Raw genomic sequence first — 22,165 nt, forward strand, 5'->3', positions numbered from 1 at the left:
TTACTTTGATCAGTTATAGATTTAAGTCTTTGTTAATATAAATTAATAAATATTAAATATTAAAATATATATAATATAGGTCTAATGGACTAATAATTTTATTAATTTCGAATTTAGTTAGATAAAAAATTCGATAAACGATGAAAAGAATAATGATCCATTAATTCCTAAATATTTTGTAAATATAATTATAGTAAAATAATTGTTTTAAAAAATAATTATTTACGAAATAAAACAATTATTTTAAATCGTGTTTTTGTCCATTCTTTATTCAGAGTGATTTAGGCTTTTTAGATTTAATAACAAATACATTTCCTCGATATTCATTCGTAAGTGATACTTTATTTGCAAATTTTATATAATTTTTCTCATTTCAGGGTAATTATTTTTTTATGAGTATTCATTTTTGTTAAGTTTAATGTGTCTTAAATGAATATATAATTGTATTAATTTAATTCAGCTTAAAGTATGGTTGGTTTACTGTTTACGATGATGAGGCTTTTATGTCTTTATTAATCGAAACTTATATCTAACCATTCGAAAGATTTATTTACCTCATTTAACAATAACCCTAAATGAAACATTTTTACACAAAAAGACTGATCCTATTGATCTGTCTGATCATTAATTATTCTCTTTCATATGGACAGTCCACAAAAATAACCGGAACTGTATATGATGAAAATGGTGTAGGGCTCCCTGGAGCAAGTGTCCAACTCAAAGGAACAGGGACCGGTACGGCTACTAATGTAGAAGGAGAGTTTGAGCTACTTGTGCCTGATAAAAAAAGCGTTCTTGTTTTTTCTTTTGTTGGGTATCAGACCCAGGAGGTTTTGGTTGGGACCAAGACCAGTATCGATATCCATATGGAAATGGATTCGGACCTGGAGGAAGTCGTGGTAACTGCCTATGGCGAAAAACAAAAAAAGGAAGCTATTGTTGGTTCTGTTGCTTCGGTACAAGTTGAAGATCTTAAGATCCCTTCCTCAAATCTTACTACCTCACTGGCAGGCCAAGTGGCTGGTGTAATCGCCTATCAGAGTAGTGGTCAGCCAGGTCAGGATAATGCCAATTTCTTTATCAGAGGCGTAACTACCTTTGGTTATAAAAAGGATCCCCTGATCCTAATTGATAATGTTGAACTGACTGCCACTGATTTGGCTCGGCTTCAGGTGGATGATATTGCCAGCTTTTCAATATTAAAGGATGCCAGTGCTACAGCCCTATATGGTGCTCGTGGTGCAAACGGAGTTATTTTGGTCAGCACCAAGGAAGGTAAGGTGGGAAAGCCGAAAATCAATGTGCGTTTTGAGAATTCAATTTCCCAAAATGTGAAATCTATTGATTTGGCAGGTCCAATAACCTATATGAATCTTGAGAATGAGGCAACTGTAACCAGGGATCCTCTAGCTCTACCGCCACATTCGCAGACAAAAATAATCAATACAAAAAAGACGATTGAAAATTCTCCCGGAAGTAATCGTTTTGTGTACCCTGCAGTTGATTGGCTGGATATGCTGTTCAAACCTAGGACTTCTACCCAAAGGCTAAATATGAATGTAAGTGGTGGTGGAGGTGTGGCCAGGTATTATGTAGCTGCATCATATAACCTCGATAATGGAATCCTAAAACAGGATGATAGGAACAACAATGACAGTAATATCAAGTTTCAAAATTACCAATTAAGGTCCAATATCAATATCGACCTGACCGAATCCACAGAATTGGTGTTAAGGCTTTCTGGAACATTCAATGAATATAATGGTCCCTTAAGTGCCAATGGGTCTTTTGCAACTGACCTTTACAATATTGCAATGCATACCAGCCCTGTTGAGTTTCCGGCCTATTATCTTCCAGATTCAGCTAATCTGAATACCAATCACATCCTTTTTGGAAACAAGGGAGGCAATAACCAAATCCTGTATAACAATCCCTATGCTCTTTTGCTGAGAGGACATAAAAATTCTTCCCAGTCCAGAATGTCAGCCCAGTTGGAATTAAATCAGGAGTTTGACTTTATTACCGAAGGGTTAAGTTTCAGGGGAATATTCAATACCAACCGGTATTCCTTTTTTGAGTCTCAAATGGCATACTCCCCATTTTACTACAACATCAGCACATATGATGCCCAACAGGATATCTATAGCTTGGAATGGTTGAACCCTAATCCAATAGGCAATAATGTGGCCACAGAGTACCTCCAGTATTCACCTGGCCCAACCAGTTTAAATACTTACGTTTATTTACAGGGAGCACTGGATTATAGCCGGAAATTTGGAGAAAGTCAGGTTAGCTCAACCTTGATTGGAACACGACAACAAACACTTTATGCAAATGCTTCAGAGCTACAGAACGCCCTGCCTTATAGAAACCTAACCTTTGCAGGTAGGGGTACCTATTCTTTCAAAAGCAAATATTTCGCTGAAGTCAACTTTGGCTATAACGGTTCTGAACGCTTTGATAAATCCCATAGGTTTGGATTTTTTCCAACAGGGGGCGTTGGATGGGTGGTTTCAGAAGAACGTTTCTTTGATCCATTCAAGAGCTTTATTGATTTTATGAAGTTGAGAGCTAGTTATGGGCTAGTGGGTAATGATGCTATTGGTTCACAACGTTTCTTTTACCTTTCCAATGTTGGCTTCAACCAAGGTCCTAATTTTGCCTCCTTTGGAACTGATAATGGCTATACAAGAAATGGTATCCAGATTAATAATTATGCCAACCCGAACATAACCTGGGAAACTTCAAGGCAAACCAACCTTGCCATGGAATTGACGCTGGCTTCTAACCTGGACATAACAGCAGAATTTTACAAACAGTACAGGTATAATATTCTTATGGGGAGGTCTGCCATTCCTTCAACCATGGGGCTGGAGTCTCAGATTTCAGCTAATGTTGGATCAGTCAAATCCAAAGGCATAGACCTCAATGTAGACTATAAGCAGAATTTCGCTAGCGGGGCTTGGGCAAGCATGAGAGGAAATTTTACATATGCCACCAATAAGTATGATCATTATGAAGAGCCGCAATGGGAAGAGGATTACCGCTACCTTTCGGGCAGACAGCCTGTAAACTGGGCAATAGGATATGTGGCCGAACGGCTATTTGTCGATGATGAAGAAGCAGCAAATTCCCCAACACAAATTTTTTCGACAAACGGAGAAGCGCCTAAGGGCGGGGATATAAAATACAAAGACATGAATAATGATGGGATCATCAATCATGCCGACCAGGTCTTTTTGGGTTTTCCCACAGTTCCTGAAATTGTATATGGCTTTGGATTCTCATCAGGTTTCAAAAACTTTGATCTATCTGTGTTTTTTCAAGGCCAGTCGAGGGTTTCCTTCTTTATTGACCCTAGACGTATGAGCCCCTTTATTCCTGGTCCAGACCAATATGTAATTGGGGACAGCCAGTTGTTACAGGAGTGGGCAGATAGCCACTGGTCTGAAGATAATCAGGACCTATATGCTGCTTATCCTAGGTTTGGTACCAATATTCAGGATATAGAGAATAATCTTCAAGCAAGTAGTTGGTGGTTAAGAGATGGCAGTTTCCTACGTCTAAAATCCCTCGAAATTGGCTATACCTTACCCAAAAGCCTATTGGATAAGGCTTACCTCTCAAATTGTAGGTTTTATTTCAATGGGCTTAACCTATTTACCTTTAGTCATTTTGATCTGTGGGATCCGGAATTGGGGGGAAATGGATTTGCCTATCCCATCCAAAAGGTTTTTAACGTCGGTGTAAACGTGTCATTGTAATTATAATCTGCTTAAAATTATGAAAGTAATAAAAATATATTTTCTCATCGTCTCTGTTCTTTTATTAGGGGCTTGTGGTGAGTACCTTGATGTGACTCCTGATAATGTCGGTACAATTGATTATGCATTCAGGAACCGAAACGAAGCAGAGAATTACCTTTTTGTCTGCTATTCCACAATGCAACAAATGGCGGGTCCGGCCAGAAATGCGGGGTTTACGGCATCTGGTGAAATAATATACCCAACCAACCTGACCACAATTCAAATAGATGATATCACAGGTTTTAATTTGATCAGAGGAACCCAAAGTGCCGGTTCGCCTGGACTTAACTATTGGGATGGCGAAAACTATGGTTTGGCTATTTTTAAGGCTTTAAGAAGGTGCAATCTCATGCTTGAGAATATTGATAAACCAGCGGATTTGTCACCTTCCGAAAAAAACAGATGGATTGCAGAAATAAATTTTCTCAAAGCCGTCTACCATTTCTACTTAATGAGGATGTATGGCCCAATACCCATCATTGATAGTAATTTGCCAATCAATAGTTCCACCGAAGAGGTCCGCGTTAAAAGGGCCCCTGTTGATGACGTGGTAGAATATATTGTTGGGTTGTTGGATAAAGCGGCTCAGGACCTTCCCAGTAGTATTGTTAGGGAATCCACTGAACTAGGTAGAGCGACCAGTACCATTGCCCTGGCACTGAAAGCAGAAGTGTTGACTTTGGCAGCTAGTCCCCTCTTCAACGGAAATCCTGATTACGTTTCTTTTCGAGATAAAGAAGGCCAGGCCTTGTTTCCAAGTGAATATGATGAAAACAAATGGAAATTGGCTGCCGATGCATGTTTGGAAGCAATAGAGATTTCTGAATCGAATGGAGGGAAACTATATTCCTTCAATGCCCCTGGAACAATTGGGCAATTGTCGGATTCGCTTTACCGTGTATTGACGATTCAAAATGCAGTAACGGAGGAATGGGACGAAAATCCTGAATTAGTATGGGCTTTGAACGGATATTTTCCATATCAAGGCTTTGCAACTCCTAGGATGACCTCCCAATCCGTAATCAATGCTTTTTCTAATCCATCGACGTTTTCTGTTCCAATAGAAATGCAGGAGATATTTTATACCAGTAATGGTGTGCCTATTAACGAAGACAAAACATGGGACTATGAGGGCAGGTATTCCAATATGGTCAATGGAGACAAGGAAAACCGCTTTTATATTAAGGAAGGTTATACTACCATTTCAGCACACTTCGACCGTGAACCTCGATTTTACGCCTCGGTTGCATTTGATGGTGGGATCTGGTTTGGAAATGGAGTGTTGGACCAGAATAAAGCATATCATGTGGAAGCGAGAGGCAATTCTTCCAAAGCAGGCCCTAAGGACTTGATTAGGTTGAACGTAACAGGATACTGGCCCAAGAAGTTGGTTCACTACCAATCGGTATATGATGATGGTTTTCAACAGGTCAATTTCAGGTTGCCACTCATAAGGCTTTCAGGGCTGTACCTGCTCTATGCCGAGGCATTAAATGAGTATCAAGGGCCGACCGAGGAGGTTTACCATTATGTCAATTTGGTGCGGGAAAGGGCGGGTTTGCCTGCTGTCCAAGATGCTTGGTCTTCCTTTTCAAAATTCCCCGACAAATTTACAACAAAGGAAGGTATGCGCTCCATCATTCATCAGGAAAGAAGAATAGAATTATGTTTTGAGGGCCAAGTTGGATGGGATCTCCGGCGGTGGAAAGAATTGCAGGATGTTTTGAGCAAACCACTTAGAGGATGGAGTATATATGATAAGGACCCGGTCAACTATTATCAGCCGATTACCCGAGTAAATCCTGTTTTTGGGTTGAAGGATTATCTATGGCCTATCAAATCAGATAATTTGGTCAGAAACCCAAATTTGGTACAAACCCCATATTGGTGAAATTTAATTTAAAGGAAAAAACCATGAAATATTTAAATATAAATAACCTTTTACAATGGCCTTGGGCATTGGTCTTCGTTTATGGAATGATATGCGCAGCCTGTACGGAAATCGAAGGAATAAAAGGACCCAAAATAGATGACCAAACAATTCCAGGGCAAGTTTCGGGAGTTGAAGTAGAAAATACCAACGGGGCCGCCGTGATACGTTATCAACTTCCTAATTCGCCAAACTTGCTATATGTCCTTGCTGAATATGAAATCAGAGCGGGTGTAAAAAGAGAAACCAAGGCAAGCTATTATAAAAATGAGCTAATGGTGGAAGGGTTTGAAGGAAGTAAGGATTATGAAGTTAAGTTAACTGTTGTAAGTAAATCCGAAATCAAAAGTGAACCTGTTTATACTACTGTCCACCCTGATATACCTTCTTATCAAACAGTAAAACCAACCATTCAGATTAGCCCTGATTTTGGAGGGTTCCATATTTCTGCATACAATGAGTTTGAAAAACCTATTGGTATGGTACTGTATAGAAATGAGAAGAATGTCTCAGGGGAATATCCCGTAATTTCCCAGTACTTTACTGATAGCGACTCGATTAGCTATTCCGTAAGGGGATATGATTCAATTCCCCATAACTTGGGAATGTATATCACTGATCAATTTGGCAATGTTTCTGATACACTTTTTTATACGGTAAAGCCATATTTTGAACAGTTGCTGGACAAACAAGATTTTTTTGTCTATCCACTCGAAAGTGACTCGGAAATAGGATACGGTTGGTCTTTACCTTACTTATGGGATACAAAAACGGATGTTTATTCTACTGGCTGGCACACTAACCCGGGAGGGGATATCCCTATGATCTGCACGTTTGGGATTGGCCAACTTGCCCAGCTTAGTAGGTTTGAAATTTGGGCAAGGCCTGGAGAATTTACCTATGGACACGGTAATCCCAAGGAATTCAGTTTATGGGGAGCTAATGTGGACAACCCTGGAGATGCTGAGTTGCCTGTTTACGCACCTGTGGGAACGGAAATTGGAGATTGGACCAATTTATCAAATTACCACTTTCCCGACCCTCCTTCTGGATTTCCTCCCGGAGCTGTTACTGAAGAAGATGAAGCTTTTATTGCCCAAGGGGTTAATTTCAATATTCCAGTGGATGCTCCTCCCGCTAAATTCCTGCGGATAGCCGTGTCCGAAACCTGGTCAGGTGGGGATTTCGCCCATATCATGGAGGTATCAGTTTTTGGAAATCCTCTCGATTAATTTAAATTCTCGAAAAATGAACAATATAACGAAATTATTGGCGGTCACGCTTACTTGTCTTCAGCTCATAAGCTGTAATGTGCCAAATTTGGACTATGGAGAACCATTGACTTACCCTGGAGCAGTGGACTCCTTGAAGTATAATCCGGGTAACCGACGTGTTGAGCTTAATTGGTTTACAAGTTCGGATCCTACAATAACCTCTTATGGAATATTTTGGAACAATGGATCTGATTCTTTAATGGTAGAAAGCGATGAGATAAATCCTTCTGAGAAAGCTGGGGTCATCGTGAGTGGTTTAATGGAAACATTGTACGGGTTTTCTGTTTATTCCTATGATTCAAAAGGGAATAGATCCATACCCAAGGAAATTAACAATGTCCGTATTTATGGTGAAAAATATATAGAGGGGCTTATCAATAGAAAGTACAATGCAGCAAAACCATATGTTGACAACGGTGATGGATCGGTAACATTACAGTTTATTGCTCCGGATACGGTTAATGTAAACACTGAAATTGTTTTCACTGATATAAGTGGAGAGGAGCAGGTCCTTAACTTGGAAGCAGAAGAAAACAACCTTCTTCTCCCAAATTATAAAAGTGGAACGTCAGTAAAATACAGGTCATCATACCTACCGAGAACAGGGGCAATAGATACATTCAAGGTTCAGGAATACAGTACCTTTCCGGAAATTGCTGTTCTTCAGGAATTGGACAAAGAACTGTTCAAAGCAGTTGGTTTGCCTAATGACATAGAAGCCTATGATAGCCAAACTACATTAGACCAACTCTGGGATGGAGATGGAATCGGAGCAGATTATCCCAATATTTTTCACAGTAACGGGGATAGACCACTTCCTCACCATTTTACGATTGACCTAGGGAAGAATTATTCCACCTTGGCAGAGATGGAAATTATTGGCAGGCCATGTTGCCACAATCCCGTGAAATTTGAAATATGGGGCATAGAAAGCCTTGAGGACGCTAGTACCGTTTTACCGGGAAATGATCCCGAATGGCAGGATGAGGCGATTTCTAAAGGATGGAAGCTGCTCCAAGATGTGGACAGAGCAGATGATGGTGTCGCCCCATTTAAAGTTATCCTGAAGGATAATAGTAATATAAGGTATATCCGTCTCAGGGTAAAAAGTGTGGCAAGTGGCGAGACTAGCTACAGTAATTTGAGTGAGCTCACATTTTGGGCCAAATAGAATTAATTCAACATAATTTTTAAAGATATCCTTCCTTTAACTACCCTAATTAAGTAGCTGCTTTTCTTTCCTTTTCCATTGATGGAAAGGGAAAGTTGGCAGTCTATCAGGAAGAAATTAAACACAATTCATTAAAGCAGATTGAAATGAAATTAAGACAAATGATTTTATGTCTTGCCGGAAGTTATCTGGCATGGACAGGTAATCTAATGGCACAATCAAACCCTTTGAGAATTTGGTTTGATGAACCAGCAAAACAGTGGGAGGAGACATTGCCTCTGGGAAATGGTAGACTGGGCATGATGCCTGACGGAGGGGTGATGCAGGAGAAAATTGTCTTAAATGACATCACATTATGGTCAGGGGCGCCACAGGACGCCAACAACTATGAGGCATATAAAAAACTTCCTGAAATAAGGGAACTGATCATAAATGGTAGAAATGATGAGGCCCAAGACCTGGTAAACCAGTCATTTGTATGCTTGGGAAAAGGTTCGGGCGATGAACCTTTTGGAAAGTTCCAAACTTTGGGTGACCTGAATATCAACTATTTCTACGATGTGCAAGAAGCGGATGGTGATATGGTGGAGGGATATACAAGGGAGCTGACATTGAATGATGCCATGGCACGTACAGAGTTTGACCTGAATGGGGTACATTACAAACGGGAGTATTTTACAAGTTTTGATGATGATTTGGGAATCATTCGGCTGTCAGCAAATGAATCCGGAAAACTCAATTTTGAACTATCCCTTGCTAGAGAGGAAAGAGCCAACTCTAAAGTGGATGGAGAAGAACTTGTACTGACAGGTCAACTGGACAATGGTACCGATGGAAAAGGAATGCAGTTTGAAGCCCGAGTAAAGGTAATGTTAAAAGGAGGTTCCATTCGGTCGGGAAAAAATAAGCTGGTGGTATCCAATGCCTCTGAGGCTATTGTTCTTGTTTCTGCAGGAACTGATTTTAAGAATCCAGACTATAAGCAAGAAGTAGCTGAATTTCTTGAATTGGCCTCCAATAAAACCTACAAAAAGCAAGTAAAGAACCATACAAAAAATTATGACCGTTTCTTTGGAAGGTTGGATTTTAAACTGGCCGGAAATGAACTGTCCCAATTAACGACAGACAAGCGTTTGGATAGGTTCTTCGAGGATATTAATGTGGACAATGGTCTTCCGGTACTGTTTATGCAATATGGACGGTATTTAACCATTAGCAGTACGAGAATAGGATTACTGCCTCCCAATCTTCAGGGGCTTTGGGCAAACCAGATCAATACACCATGGAATGGTGATTACCACCTTGATGTAAATGTTCAAATGAACCATTGGCCAGTCGAAATAATGAATCTTTCAGAACTCAACCTGCCTCTTGCTGAGCTGGTGAGGGGCTTGGTAGAACCGGGCAAGCGGACGGCCCGGGCATATTACAATGCTGATGGCTGGGTGGCCCATGTGATTACGAATATTTGGGGATTTACTGAGCCAGGAGAAAGCGCATCCTGGGGATTGGCCAATGCAGGTTCTGGATGGGTATGTAACAATCTCTGGCAGCACTATCAGTATACTGAAGATGAGGATTATCTTGAAAGTATATACCCTATTCTAAAAGGATCTGCAGAATTCTATAACAGTGTGCTTATGAAGGATCCTGAGACAGGTTGGTTTGTGACAGGCCCTTCGGTTTCACCGGAAAATTGGTTTGTAATGCCCAATGGACGACATGCCAGCATCTGTATGGGACCAACAATAGACAATCAGATCGTAAGGGAATTGTTTGGTAATGTGATAGAAGCGGCTGAAACTTTGGGGCGTGACAAGAATTTTGTAAGTGATTTAAAGATAAAGCTTGACCTTATCCCTCCAGTAGGTAGGATAGGCAAGGACGGAACTTTGATGGAATGGTTGAGGGACAGGCCAGAAGGAGACCCCCAACATAGGCATATATCGCATTTGTACGGGGTTTATCCTGCTTCCCTGATTACTCCTGAAAAGACCCCCGATCTTGCAGAAGCTTCAAAAAAGGTCTTAGAAGTAAGGGGGGATGACGGCCCTAGTTGGGCAATAGCCTATAAAATGATATTTTGGGCCAGACTAATGAATGGGGATAGGGCATACCAACTTTTTCATGATCTAATGAGGCCCACATTGAAAACGGATATCAATTATGGCGCCGGCGGGGGGGTATACCCGAACTTATTGACAGCAGGCCCACCTTTTCAGATAGATGGAAACTTTGGGGGGATCACTGGACTTGCAGAAATGTTGATCCAAAGCCATCATGATTACATCGAACTCCTTCCAGCTATTCCAGAACAATGGAAGGAAGGAGGGGAAATAAAAGGTTTCAAGGCGAGGGGAAACTATCAAGTGTCGATGAAATGGGAAAATGGAAAAGTTATTTTCATTGAAATTTCTTCACCCGATCCCACGAAAAAAAGGGTTAAGGTCAAAGTAAATGGTGAATTGAAGGACATAAAAGTAAAATGATAATGAAACTGAAAAAAAGCATAGTCCCAGAAAAATTAGAATGGTCAAAAATTGTGTATAAACCATGGGGTAATGGGTTGGCTATTTTGATGGTTTTAATTCTGGGATGTGCTTTCTCAGTTTCAGGGCGGACATTTGATGGCGCTCCGGCACGCGCAGAAAGGAAGCTTTCCAAAGGAGAGACCACTTATTATGTTGATCTTGTAAATGGAAACGACCGCAATTCCGGAACAAAAAAGAATGAGGCGTGGAAATCATTTACCCCTGCCAATAATCTTATTTTAAGGTCAGGGGATACCTTAAAAGTAATTCAACCTGGGAGAATTGATAAGTCTCTTGCCCTTATTGCTGAAGGGGAGTGCACCAACCCCGTGGTAGTAGAATTCATTCCTGGTAAATATAATTTTTTCCCAGAAAATGCATTACAGAGAAAGCTTAACATCTCAAATACCAATGACACCCCTGATTTGCCAAAATCCATTGCCTTTGAGATTGTTCAATCACAACATGTCGAGGTATTTGCTGAAGGGGCTGAGATAATGTTTCGGGGCAAATCAATGGCTTTTCACATTGATCGTAGTAACTGTATAAACATCAAAGGGCTTTCCATGGATTATGAACGACCCACCGTTTCGGAAATTACCGTTGCTTATGCCGGAAAAAATCATGCTGATCTTGATGTGGGTGAGGATTCGGATTTTGTGGTGAAGGACGGAAAAGTAATATGGACAGGAGAAGGGTGGCAACACCCTTTACAAAACTATTGGCAAGAATATGACCCTATTGAAAATAAGGTAAGAAGGTTGGCGGTAGATGTGGGCAGTACAACTTTTGAAAAATTGGGAAATAGGGTGCTTCGTGCCCATTTTCCTAAAAATCCCGGTTTTGTCCAAGGAATGGTACTGCAAAACAGAAACGTCACACGGGATTATGCTGCAGTATTCATGAACAGGAGCAATAATATATCTTGGCAGCAAATCAGGGTTTATTTTATGCACGGGATGGGGTTTGTAAGTCAGTTTTGTAAAAACGTTACTGTCGATGGACTTGACGTTAGACCACGTCCTGGAAGTGGAAGAACCTGTGCTGCCTGGGCGGATATATTGCATTTTTCAAGTTGCAGAGGTGATCTAAAGGTTAAAAACTCCTATTTGTCAGCAGCCAATGATGACGCAATTAATGTTCATGGTACGCATTTGAAAATACAGAAAATACTGAATGCACATAGGATAACAGTGTCGTTTGAGCATCCACAGACTTATGGTTTTGATGCATTCGAAAAAGGGGACAGCATAGCATTTATAAATGAAAAAACACTTTTGGAAAATGATTCCAATGTGGTGACGGGAGTGAAAAAGTTAAATGACAAGGTGGTGATCCTCGAACTGTTGAAACCTGTTTCTGAGTATTTGACAGATGGTTATGTAGTGGAAAATACTTCATGGACACCTAATGTAGAAATATCTCGTAATAAAATTACATGTATACCTACCCGGGGAGTTTTGGTTACCACGCGCAAGCAGGTAAGAATTTTGGAAAATGAATTTAGTAATATACAAATGAGTGCCGTTCTAATTGCGGATGATGCACAAAGTTGGTTTGAGTCGGGAATGGTTAAGGATGTTGAAATATCAAAAAACAGCTTTATGGAATGTGGAGGCCCAGTAATCAATATCCATCCTGAAAACGAAAAGTCAGTGGATGGAAGAAATGTCCACCAAAATATTAAAATAATGAATAATACATTCTATTATGATGAAAATGCGTTGATTCATGCCAATAGTGTTGGTGGTCTCTCTTTTTCTGAAAATAGGATTATCACAACGGAGAAGAAGGAAATTTCCAGCCTCATGTTTATTGAGAATTGTCCAGCCCCTTTAATTTCGGGTAATACATTTTCAGTAGTTCCTCTATTTAATCAGTCCGGCCAATAGCTCTTGTTTTAACCGGATTTTGGATGTTAAATGTATATGAAAGCATAATGTGTTATTTTAAAAAGGTTTATTTTTTACTGTTTTTATTGATCACCAATACCCTATTGACCTTTGGTCAACAAAGTAAAAGGCCTGCCTATTTGGTTAACCCTTTGGTGGGGGCTACCACAAGTGTGGAACTAGCGGGCTCCTATCATGGATTGGGAAAGACATTTCCAGGTGTGGCAACCCCTTTTGGAATGGTACAGGTAAGTCCGAACACAATTACTGGTGGGGACAACGGCTCAGGGTACAGTGATGAACACCGGAGCATTGAAGGATTTGCAATGACTCAGATGAGCGGTGTAGGGTGGTATGGTGATCTTGGAAATTTTCTTGTAATGCCCACTGCTGGAAAGCTCAAAACCGTTGCAGGAAGTCATGATCGCCCTGAAGAAGGGTATCGCTCAAGGTTTGACAAGGAAAGTGAAAAGGCAATGGCTGGCTATTATAAGGTATATCTTACAGATTATGATATCAAAGCAGAATTAACCGCAAGCAAACATTGCGGGATGATGCGCTTTACCTTTAACAAAAGTGAAAAGCCCAGGATTCAGATAGACCTTGCCAGGAGAGTTGGGGGTACATCTACCGAACAATATATAGAAATAGTAAATGATCATACTATCAGAGGGTGGATGAAATGTGATCCCGAAGGTGGTGGCTGGGGAAATGGAGCAGGTAAGGCAAGCTATACTGTTTATTTTTATACACAGTTCAGTGAGCCTATGTTAGAAAACGGTGTGTGGTCTGCTGAAATACCCCCAAATACCAGCAGAAAACTGGAGGCTGTTACTTCAAAGGAATATTTGGACAGGGTTAAAAATGCTAAGATTGTTAAGGGAATATCCAAGATTCAAGACAGGCATATCGGTTTTTTTACAGAATTTGATAAGAGCGCAAAGGTGATAAAGGTTAAAACAGGAATTTCATTTACAAATTATGAAAATGCCCAGAACAACCTTTCGGTTGAAATGCCTCATTGGAACTTTAAAAAAGTAAGGGAGAATGCTATAGATGCATGGAATGAGGCATTGGGAAAAGTGAAAGTATCCGGAGGCAGTTTGGAGGAACAAAGGGTATTTTATACCGCACTCTATCATACCCTGATAGACCCAAGGGATTTTACTGATGTTAACGGTGACTATTTTGGCGGAGATGGAAAAATCCATAAGGCCGAGGGGTTTACAAAAAGGACGGTTTTCAGTGGTTGGGATGTGTTTCGGAGTCAATTTCCATTACAGACTATTCTAAATCCTGATGTTGTCAATGATATGATCAATTCCTTGATTTCTTTGGCAGATGAAGCTGGCATGGATTACCTTGAGAGATGGGAGTTCCTGAATGCCTATAGCGGCTGTATGATTGGAAATCCTGCCGTATCCGTTATTGCCGATGCCTATATGAAAGGAATCCGCAGTTATGATGCTAACAGAGCATTGGACTTGGCTGTTAATACAAGCAATAAGTTTGGGAATGGACCTGAAGGATATGTTTCTGGGAATTATGGGATTTCCGAGACTATGGAATATAGTTATTCTGATTGGTGTACAGGTGTATTGGCCGATAGTTTGGGCCATCATGACATTGCGTCCCGATTTATTGAAAAAGGAAAGAACTATGTTAATGTTTTCGATGATGAAAAAGGATGGTTTCGTCCAAAAGGTTCCAACGGGAAATTCCTGTCATGGCCTGATGCAGGAAGGTTGGAACAATGGTATGGATGTATTGAGAGCAATCCCTATCAACAGGGCTGGTTTGTACCGCATGATATCTCGGGGATGTTTAAGTTGATGGGGGAAAAAGAAGATGTGGTCAAAGATCTCACCTGTTTTTTTGAAAACGCCCCCAATGATCTCAAGTGGAACGACTATTATAACCACGCCAATGAACCTGTACATCATGTTCCGTTTCTTTTTAACTTTTTGGATCAACCTTGGCTAACACAAAAATGGACCAGGTATATCTGTAAAATTGCCTACCGCGATGAAGTTGATGGTTTGGTTGGCAATGAAGATGTAGGCCAGATGTCTGCATGGTACGTTTTGGCGTCCTCTGGACTTTACCAGGTTTGTCCGGGGAATTCCAGATATGAAATTACCAGTCCTGTTTTCGATGAAATTGTTTTTTCCCTTGACCCTGTTTACGCTACTGGAAAAACATTCACTGTCATAGCGCATAACAATTCTGATCAGAACATCTATATCCAAAAAGCTGTACTCAATGGCATAGCGTTATCTTCTCCCCACCTCGACTATAGTGATATATCCAAAGGAGGTAAACTTGAATTGTTTATGGGAAGTGCCCCAAAAACCGATCAATGGTAAATTTTCGAATAGACAATTGTTTTGTCAATACCTGGTTGAGGCAATGGGATAAATCACAGTGTTTTATAGAATTTGTATTTTAATTTTATTTATGGTAACATGCATGTGCTTTTTAGATCAGCACTAAAAAGTATTTAAAACCCCAAATACCTACAGATGAATTTTATGGAAGCGGATGATAAGGAAATCTGGCAGCGTGTTGTGAACGGAAATGACCGGGCTTTTGCCAATATTTACGATCGGTATGCCAAGGACATGTACAAATACGGCCGAAGGTTCACCACAGATACGGAGCTTGTCAATGACGTTATTCAGGATATTTTTGTTCATCTGTGGGAAGCCAGAGAAAAATTGGCTATTCAAAAGTCTATTAAGTTCTACTTATTGTCTTCCATAAGAAGAGAGACCATAAAAAGGATTAACAGGTCTTATGACAAAGAAAGCTTTGATGAATTTCAATTCAAAGCAGCATGGAATGAATCCTTTGAAGAAGTTCTGTTGGAGAATCAAATAACCCTTGAAAGAAACAATAAAATATCAGAAATAATGGACAGTCTTCCATCCAGGCAAAAAGAAGCAATTCATTTACGGTACTTGGAAGAAATGAGTTATGAAGATGTTTCCGAATTAATGGGGGTTAAAATATCTACCTTATATAATTTAATTTTTACTGGACTTAAAACCCTGAAAGAAAAACTCCCTAGCCGGAAAATGTTAATTTCAGTACTGGGAATCCTTTTAGGGTTTTTGAATTAATTGTTATTTTCATTGAATTTTTTTTAAAAGGAGTGCTTTATTTGTGTAAATAATATAAATTTTATTTTTTTTTCATTTTTTCTGTGAGATTTCATCATTTTTTGGCTCTTACCACTGAATGAGCTGGAAACTGTATGAAAAGCTACCAAAAATTAGATGATTTCTTAGAAGACAAGAGTTTCAGAGACTGGGTACTTGGAAAGAACCCGGAAGCAAATTTGGAATGGACTTCTTGGTTGGAAGAAAATCCACACCTTGAAGACCTTGTTTTTAAAGCTAAATCCATTCTATTGGAGCTAGAGGCGGTTGGAAATGAATGGAGCCAAGATATACATAGGGAACAGTATAAATCCATTGCTGACCGAATTCAAAAAGGAAAGGAAAAAAACAAAAGCCTGTCTAGCAAATCCTATTCCTATCGGGTTGCAGCAGTAATTATATTGCTGATAGCTGCGACTTCAATCATCTACTTAAGTGGGGGGATTGATTCAAAATTAGGTAGTACTTCTGAAATGGGGAATATAGTTGCCCAAAATAGTGTGACGAAAAATACCCCACGAGGTAAAAAGCAAAAGGTTAATCTACCGGATGGTAGCATTGTCTTTTTAAATTCAGCAAGTGAAATAAAGTATGACAATGGTTTCGGTAGGACAAACCGGGATATTTCGCTTACAGGAGAAGCTTTTTTTGAAGTTAAACCCAACAAAAAACTACCTTTCAATGTCGTAAGTGATGATTTGGTAACTACGGCCCTGGGAACCAGTTTTAATGTCAATGCTTATCAGAATGATCAAATAATTGTAAAGCTTACCACTGGAAAAGTTGAAGTCCTTCAATCTTCACAGCAGAAAAACCTGGTTTATTTAGAACCAGGAGAAGAAGCTATCTATCAACTGGGACAAAAAATAGAGAAGTCCACTTTTGATTTAGATGAAGGTGTTTTATGGAGAAAAGGAGTTTTAGCCTTTCAAAAGGATGACTTTAAGACCATGGTGAGGTCTCTTGAGCGTTGGTATGGTGTGGATGTTAATGTCCAGAACCTTCCCGAAAATGAGGATTTGAGGGTTTCCGGAAAGTTTGAAAAAAAGCCCCTATATAACGTTTTGGAAAGTCTTTCCTACTCAATGGGATTTGAGTATAAACTAGAGAAAAATCAAGTAACAATAAATTTTAACCCTAAAAACTGATACCCCATGAAAGAGATGCCCATGATCTGAAAAAAGCCAATGATATAAAATATTATACCATTGGCTCCAACTGGTGCAAATAGAAAAGTTTCTCAGGCTCAACCTATTTGCTGATGTTCAATCGCTAATAAATTAACAATAAAACACCCTCAAATTTATGAAAAAAACATTACATACACTATGTATGATAGGCAAATACTATCTATATGGGTTTGTGTTTCAGCTGCTATTTCTTAACCTGATTTATGCAGCACCTTCTAAAGCTCAAGAGTCATTGGATCTAAAAAAGGTATTCTTAAGCCTTGACCTTGATAAAGTGCCTTTGGACGAAGCACTTTCTGAAATTAACAAGAAAACCCAATTTCAATTCATTTACAGACCAGACTTGGTTGAAAACTCTTCTCCAGTCAGCATTCAGGTAACTAACCAATCCTTGGAAAGTGTTCTTCTAAAACTCGCTAAAAGCCATCGGTTGGCCTTTAAGCAAGTGGACAATAATATCAGTGTCAAGCAAACACCAAGAAGCAAGACCCAAAGCATTTTAATAGAAAATAATATCAGGGGAACCGTGGTGGATGAGGATGGTCTTCCTATGCCGGGCGTAACCATCGTTGTACTTGGAACCACAACCGGCACCGTAACCGATGCTGATGGGAAATATAATATAACGGCCCCGGAAGGAGGAAGGCTTAAATTCAGCTTTGTGGGTTTTAGGACTAAGGAAGTTGAAGTCCAAAATCGGTCCGTTATTGATGTTACCATGGAGCTGGACCTAATGACCCTCAATGAGGTCTCCATAGTGGGAACCTCGATGAAAGAGTCTGATTTGACTGGGGCCATAGTCAATGTGGGAGAGGAAAAATTGAATGAAAGGCCTGTTACTTCCGTCAATGAGGCACTTCAGGGCCGTGCTGCTGGAGTCTACATCCAAAACAATCCAGAACCAGGATCAGATGCAGGAATCAGAATCAGGGGAACCAATTCCTTACAATATGGTGGAAACCCAATTTATGTGGTAGATGGAATTATCATGGATAGGGATTTCAATATGGTTAACCTCAATGATGTTGCTTCTGTAAATGTCCTTAAGGACGCTTCTGCCACAGCCCTGTATGGATCCAGAGGTGCCAATGGCGTAGTGGTTATTACCACCAAAAAAGGAAAGACCGGTGAGGGAAAAGTTTCCTATAATGGATGGTTTGGTGTTCAGGAATTTGTCAATGAGTCCCTTACACTTGGAGCCAAAGATATGTTCGAACTTAGAATAGACGCTTTGGAGAATGCCCAAAATGTCGGAGGAGCTTATTATGCCTCAAATCCGAATGCTTCTAGAGAGGACTTCATCAATGATGAACTCTTGGGAGATGGTAAAATGTGGTTTGCAGATTATGAATTAGAAAGCTATAACAATGGAAAAAGTTATAACTGGCTAGATGCGGTTACCAGGAAAGCAATGCAACAAAACCATACCCTCAGTTTTTCAGGCGGTAGCGAGAAAGGTAACTATTATATGAGCTTTGGATATGTCGATCAGCAGGGATTGGTAAAGAGTTCAGGGTACAAGCGTTACACCGGTAGGATAAATGCCGAACAGCATATAAAGAGTTGGCTTAAAGTAGGAACCAACTCCACTTACTCCAAAAGTATGGATGACTTGGTGGATGGTAAAGTGTTTGGTGTAGCCAGTGTAGCCAACCCATTGCTTCCAATCAGTAATGACTCCCTTTATCTTGCTTGGGGCAACAATTGGGACATCAATATGGAAAATCCACTCAATTCCATGTTGATTCAAAAAGATCGTTCCAAAAGTAGAATACTTACTTCCAATTATATCAATATCAACCCTATAGAAGGCCTGAATATTCGCTCTACTATTTCAATGGATTTGATAGACCAGGAATATTATGAATATACACCTAGCAATATCCAACAAGCTTATAGGGATTCCTTTAGGGGAAGAGCCATCCATAACTTGGATCATGCCAGCAATTACCAATGGGATAACTCTATTAGTTATGAAAAACTGGTCAATACCAAACATTTGATCAATGGACTGTTAAGTACAAGTATGATCAAAAATCAGTTTAAATATTCCAATGTAAGTGCAAGGGATTTTCCAATAGATGATTTTGGGTACTATAACCTAGGAGCGGCTTTTGATAAAGAGAATTTTAACCTTGGTTCTAATGTAGTGGAATCTACACTGATGTCATACTTGGGAAGGGTGAACTATGAATATGATGGTCGTTACATGTTGACCGCAACGGCTAGGTTGGATGGATCATCGAAATTTGCAGAAGGACATAAATGGGGTGTTTTCCCATCTCTGGCAATGGCCTGGGATATTTCTGAAGAACAGTTTATGCAGGATAGCAAATGGATAGACCAAGCAAAGCTCCGAATTGGCTATGGTAGTGTTGGTAACCAAAATATTCCTGATTATGCCTTCTTTAGCCTTTACAACCCTGTTTATTCCAATGAAACAGTTTCATTTAATTCAACTGGTTTAAGGGGTACTTCAGCTTTGACATGGGAAAAGCAAGATCAATTCAACCTAGGAATCAATTTTGGGGTATTAAACAATAAAATTCAATTTACTGCTGATTACTTCAATATTGTCAATTCAAACCTGTTAATAAGAAGGTCTTTATCAACATTGACAGGATATAGGGAAGCCATTGAAAATGTTGGTGAAATGCGTAACAGAGGGTTTGAATTTTCATTGAATGCCGCGTTGATTGACCATGATGACCTAAAATGGAATTTTTCCGGGAATATTTCATTTGATAAAAACAAGATCACTAAACTTTATGGAGATGTAGACGCCATATATAGCTTTGGAGGTTTCACGGGAACAGATATCCAACGTGAGGGCAATTTCTTCTTGGGAGAATCCATAAACACCATCTATATGTGGGAATTTGACCGAATCATCCAGGAAGAAGATATGGAATACGTCAACTCCCTTTCACTCCCCGGAAAAACATTGCGCCCTGGAGATATTCTACCAAAGGACCAACAGGCCGAAGGGGAGGAAGGACATGGCATAATTGATGAAGATGATCGCGTTATCATAGGGAAAAAGGATCCTAAGTTTTATGGAGGATTTTCATCTGATATAAACTACAGGAATTTTTCACTCAATGCAGTATTTACCTATTCGTACGGTGCCAAAAGAGTAAGTGGATTTTATGAAAGCCTCATGAACGGTACGGGATACGGAGCGACCCATAAAGATATGCTCGACCGGTGGACTCCAGAAAATACGGACACCAATATCCCTAGGGCTACATACGACAATCCAAGTAGGTTCTCGGCAGGAGAAACTTCTTGGGGTATCCAAGATGCTTCTTACTTAAGGTTGGCTACTTTGACCTTATCATATGATTTTCCGCAGCCCCTCATTTCTAAATTGGGCTTGAGCAACTGCAGGGTGTATACAACAGGGAACAACCTGTTTACATGGACCAAGTACAAAGGCTATGATCCTGAAAATGGAGATTGGTACCCAACGGCAAAGATGTTTGTACTTGGCCTGAACCTAGGTTTCTAGGAAGTTCGCATGTATCCGTCTAGGATAACTGTACAATCTTACACCTTAAAATTTTGATCAAATGAAAAAAATTAATTTAGCCATATTATTTACAATCACCTTGTTTAGCTTGGTGTCATGTAACGACTTTCTTGTTGAGGAACCAAAGACACAGCTTACTGAGGAGCAAGTGTATGGAGATGAAGAAAATATACGTTTATTGATCTCGGGACTTTACCTGCAGTGGAGAAACACCAAGCAGGATCGAGGTGGCTTTATGTTTACGCTTGGAACGGATGAAGCCAAACAAGGAGGTCAGCAAGTTCAGGAAAATAATGTACAAGCTGCACTGGACAAGTACAATGGTGCACTCAATCCCGCTAATTCATCCCTAGCCGAACAGTGGAGCAAAAGATGGCCTGTTGTCACTGCTGCCGCCAAGGCTGTCTTTTACGCGAAGTCTGACGAACTGAAGGCCCAAGCTGCCTTTATCCGTGCTACATTAAATTTTGAACTGGCAATGCTCTGGGGGCCAATTCCCATTATTGACATGGAAAACCTCAAAGAGTCCAGACAACCCTTGGAAGATGTTTTTACTTTCATTATCAGAGATCTTGAATTTGCTGCGCAACATTTGAACGATTCTGAAGAAGACCCAAAGATCCCTACCAAAGGAGCCGCAGAAGCCTTACTGGGGAAGGTTTATATGTACGTGCCCGAAGCGACTGGTTTGAGGGATTATGAAAAAGCAATTTCCTATTTCGACCAGGCTATACCCAGGTATTCCCTGATCGATAATTATGAAGACCTCTTTAATACCACAATTGACCAAAATTCCTCGGAATCCATTTATGCCTTCCAATTTGTCAACATCTACCCGGACAATAACATGGCCCAGCACCATGCTGGATCCAGAGCCGTAGCTGACCTTGACAACAATACCTATTTTGGAGGGTATGACCTGATCCTTCCTACCGAATACTACTATAAGGATATTACCGAAGGGGGGATATGGGAGCCTGGTGATACCAGAAAAATGGCCAGTATTCGATATGATTTCACTTTACCTGATGGCCGTGAGCCCTCCATTACCTGGACGGGACAACAGGATGAGCTAGAGCCTCATACCAAGAAATTCGAGGATGTCAGGACCCAGGGGTTGCAGAATTTCTGGTATTCAGGAGGCCTGATATATTACCTTCGACTTCCTGATATTCTGCTTTGCAAAGCTGAATGCCTAAATGAGCTCGGAAGAACGTCAGAGGCTGTTCAATTGGTGAATACTACTGTAAGGAACAGGGCTTTTGGAGGAGACCTTCCCGCCGAATTGGCCTGGGAAACCACTACTTCACAAAGTGAATTCAGGGATATGATCATGGATGAAAGAATGCGGGAATTGGGATTTGAAGGCTGGAGGAGAATGGATCTTATACGCACTGGAAGATTGGTAGAACTCGTGAAGGAACGAAACCCTTGGGCCAAAGCTTCAGGAACCATTGCCGAATACCATAACAGGTATCCAATTCCAGAATCGGAAATCAAACAAAATGAACTGATCAACGAAGAAGACCAAAATCCTGGATATTGATAGCATCAATAAGTCCAGAAATGATCATCTCATTTCTGGACTTATTTCCCTCTTAAATTGAAAGTTCTTGCCCTTTTGGTCATTTGAAAAAACTTTATCGACTAGAGGTTTTGTATAATCGATCCCAGTGGC

Annotated in this window: 11 protein-coding genes; all 11 read left to right on the forward strand. The window is 40.2% G+C overall.

Going from position 1 to position 22,165, the window contains the following annotated elements; genetic code table 11:
- Window positions 1-575: 575 nt before the first annotated feature.
- Complete coding sequence (locus JL001_RS12495) at window positions 576-3,764, forward strand: TonB-dependent receptor (protein ID WP_200976398.1); 3,189 nt, start codon at window positions 576-578, stop codon at window positions 3,762-3,764.
- A 19-nt stretch (window positions 3,765-3,783) separates the two neighbouring features.
- A complete protein-coding gene (locus JL001_RS12500) occupies window positions 3,784-5,697 on the forward strand; it encodes a RagB/SusD family nutrient uptake outer membrane protein (RefSeq protein WP_200976400.1) in 1,914 nt (637 codons plus the stop codon).
- A 23-nt stretch (window positions 5,698-5,720) separates the two neighbouring features.
- Window positions 5,721-6,968 carry a DUF5000 domain-containing lipoprotein gene (locus JL001_RS12505; protein WP_200976401.1) on the forward strand — a complete coding sequence of 416 codons (1,248 nt, stop codon included), beginning with the start codon at window positions 5,721-5,723 and terminating at the stop codon, window positions 6,966-6,968.
- A 16-nt stretch (window positions 6,969-6,984) separates the two neighbouring features.
- Complete coding sequence (locus JL001_RS12510; protein WP_200976402.1) at window positions 6,985-8,181, forward strand: DUF4998 domain-containing protein; 1,197 nt, start codon at window positions 6,985-6,987, stop codon at window positions 8,179-8,181.
- Window positions 8,182-8,327: 146 nt separating this feature from the next.
- A complete protein-coding gene (locus tag JL001_RS12515) occupies window positions 8,328-10,670 on the forward strand; it encodes a glycoside hydrolase N-terminal domain-containing protein (RefSeq protein WP_236252795.1) in 2,343 nt (780 codons plus the stop codon).
- A gap of 2 nt (window positions 10,671-10,672) precedes the next feature.
- The gene (locus tag JL001_RS12520) at window positions 10,673-12,604 is read left to right on the forward strand and encodes a right-handed parallel beta-helix repeat-containing protein (protein WP_200976403.1); all 1,932 of its coding nucleotides are present in this window, start codon (window positions 10,673-10,675) and stop codon (window positions 12,602-12,604) included.
- A 23-nt stretch (window positions 12,605-12,627) separates the two neighbouring features.
- On the forward strand, window positions 12,628-14,970 hold the full coding sequence (locus tag JL001_RS12525) for a GH92 family glycosyl hydrolase (RefSeq protein WP_200976404.1): 2,343 nt from the start codon (window positions 12,628-12,630) through the stop codon (window positions 14,968-14,970).
- Window positions 14,971-15,126: 156 nt separating this feature from the next.
- A complete protein-coding gene (locus JL001_RS12530) occupies window positions 15,127-15,726 on the forward strand; it encodes an RNA polymerase sigma factor (RefSeq protein ID WP_200976405.1) in 600 nt (199 codons plus the stop codon).
- Window positions 15,727-15,860: 134 nt separating this feature from the next.
- Window positions 15,861-16,913 (forward strand): FecR family protein, encoded by a 1,053-nt coding sequence (locus JL001_RS12535; protein ID WP_200976406.1) that lies wholly within the window; start codon window positions 15,861-15,863, stop codon window positions 16,911-16,913.
- Between the two features lie 157 nt (window positions 16,914-17,070).
- Complete coding sequence (locus tag JL001_RS12540) at window positions 17,071-20,466, forward strand: TonB-dependent receptor (protein WP_200976407.1); 3,396 nt, start codon at window positions 17,071-17,073, stop codon at window positions 20,464-20,466.
- Window positions 20,467-20,527: 61 nt separating this feature from the next.
- Window positions 20,528-22,033 (forward strand): RagB/SusD family nutrient uptake outer membrane protein, encoded by a 1,506-nt coding sequence (locus tag JL001_RS12545; RefSeq protein WP_200976409.1) that lies wholly within the window; start codon window positions 20,528-20,530, stop codon window positions 22,031-22,033.
- Window positions 22,034-22,165 lie beyond the last annotated feature (132 nt).

It is taken from the genome of Echinicola sp. 20G, assembly GCF_015533855.1.
Taxonomy (GTDB): Bacteria; Bacteroidota; Bacteroidia; order Cytophagales; family Cyclobacteriaceae; genus Echinicola.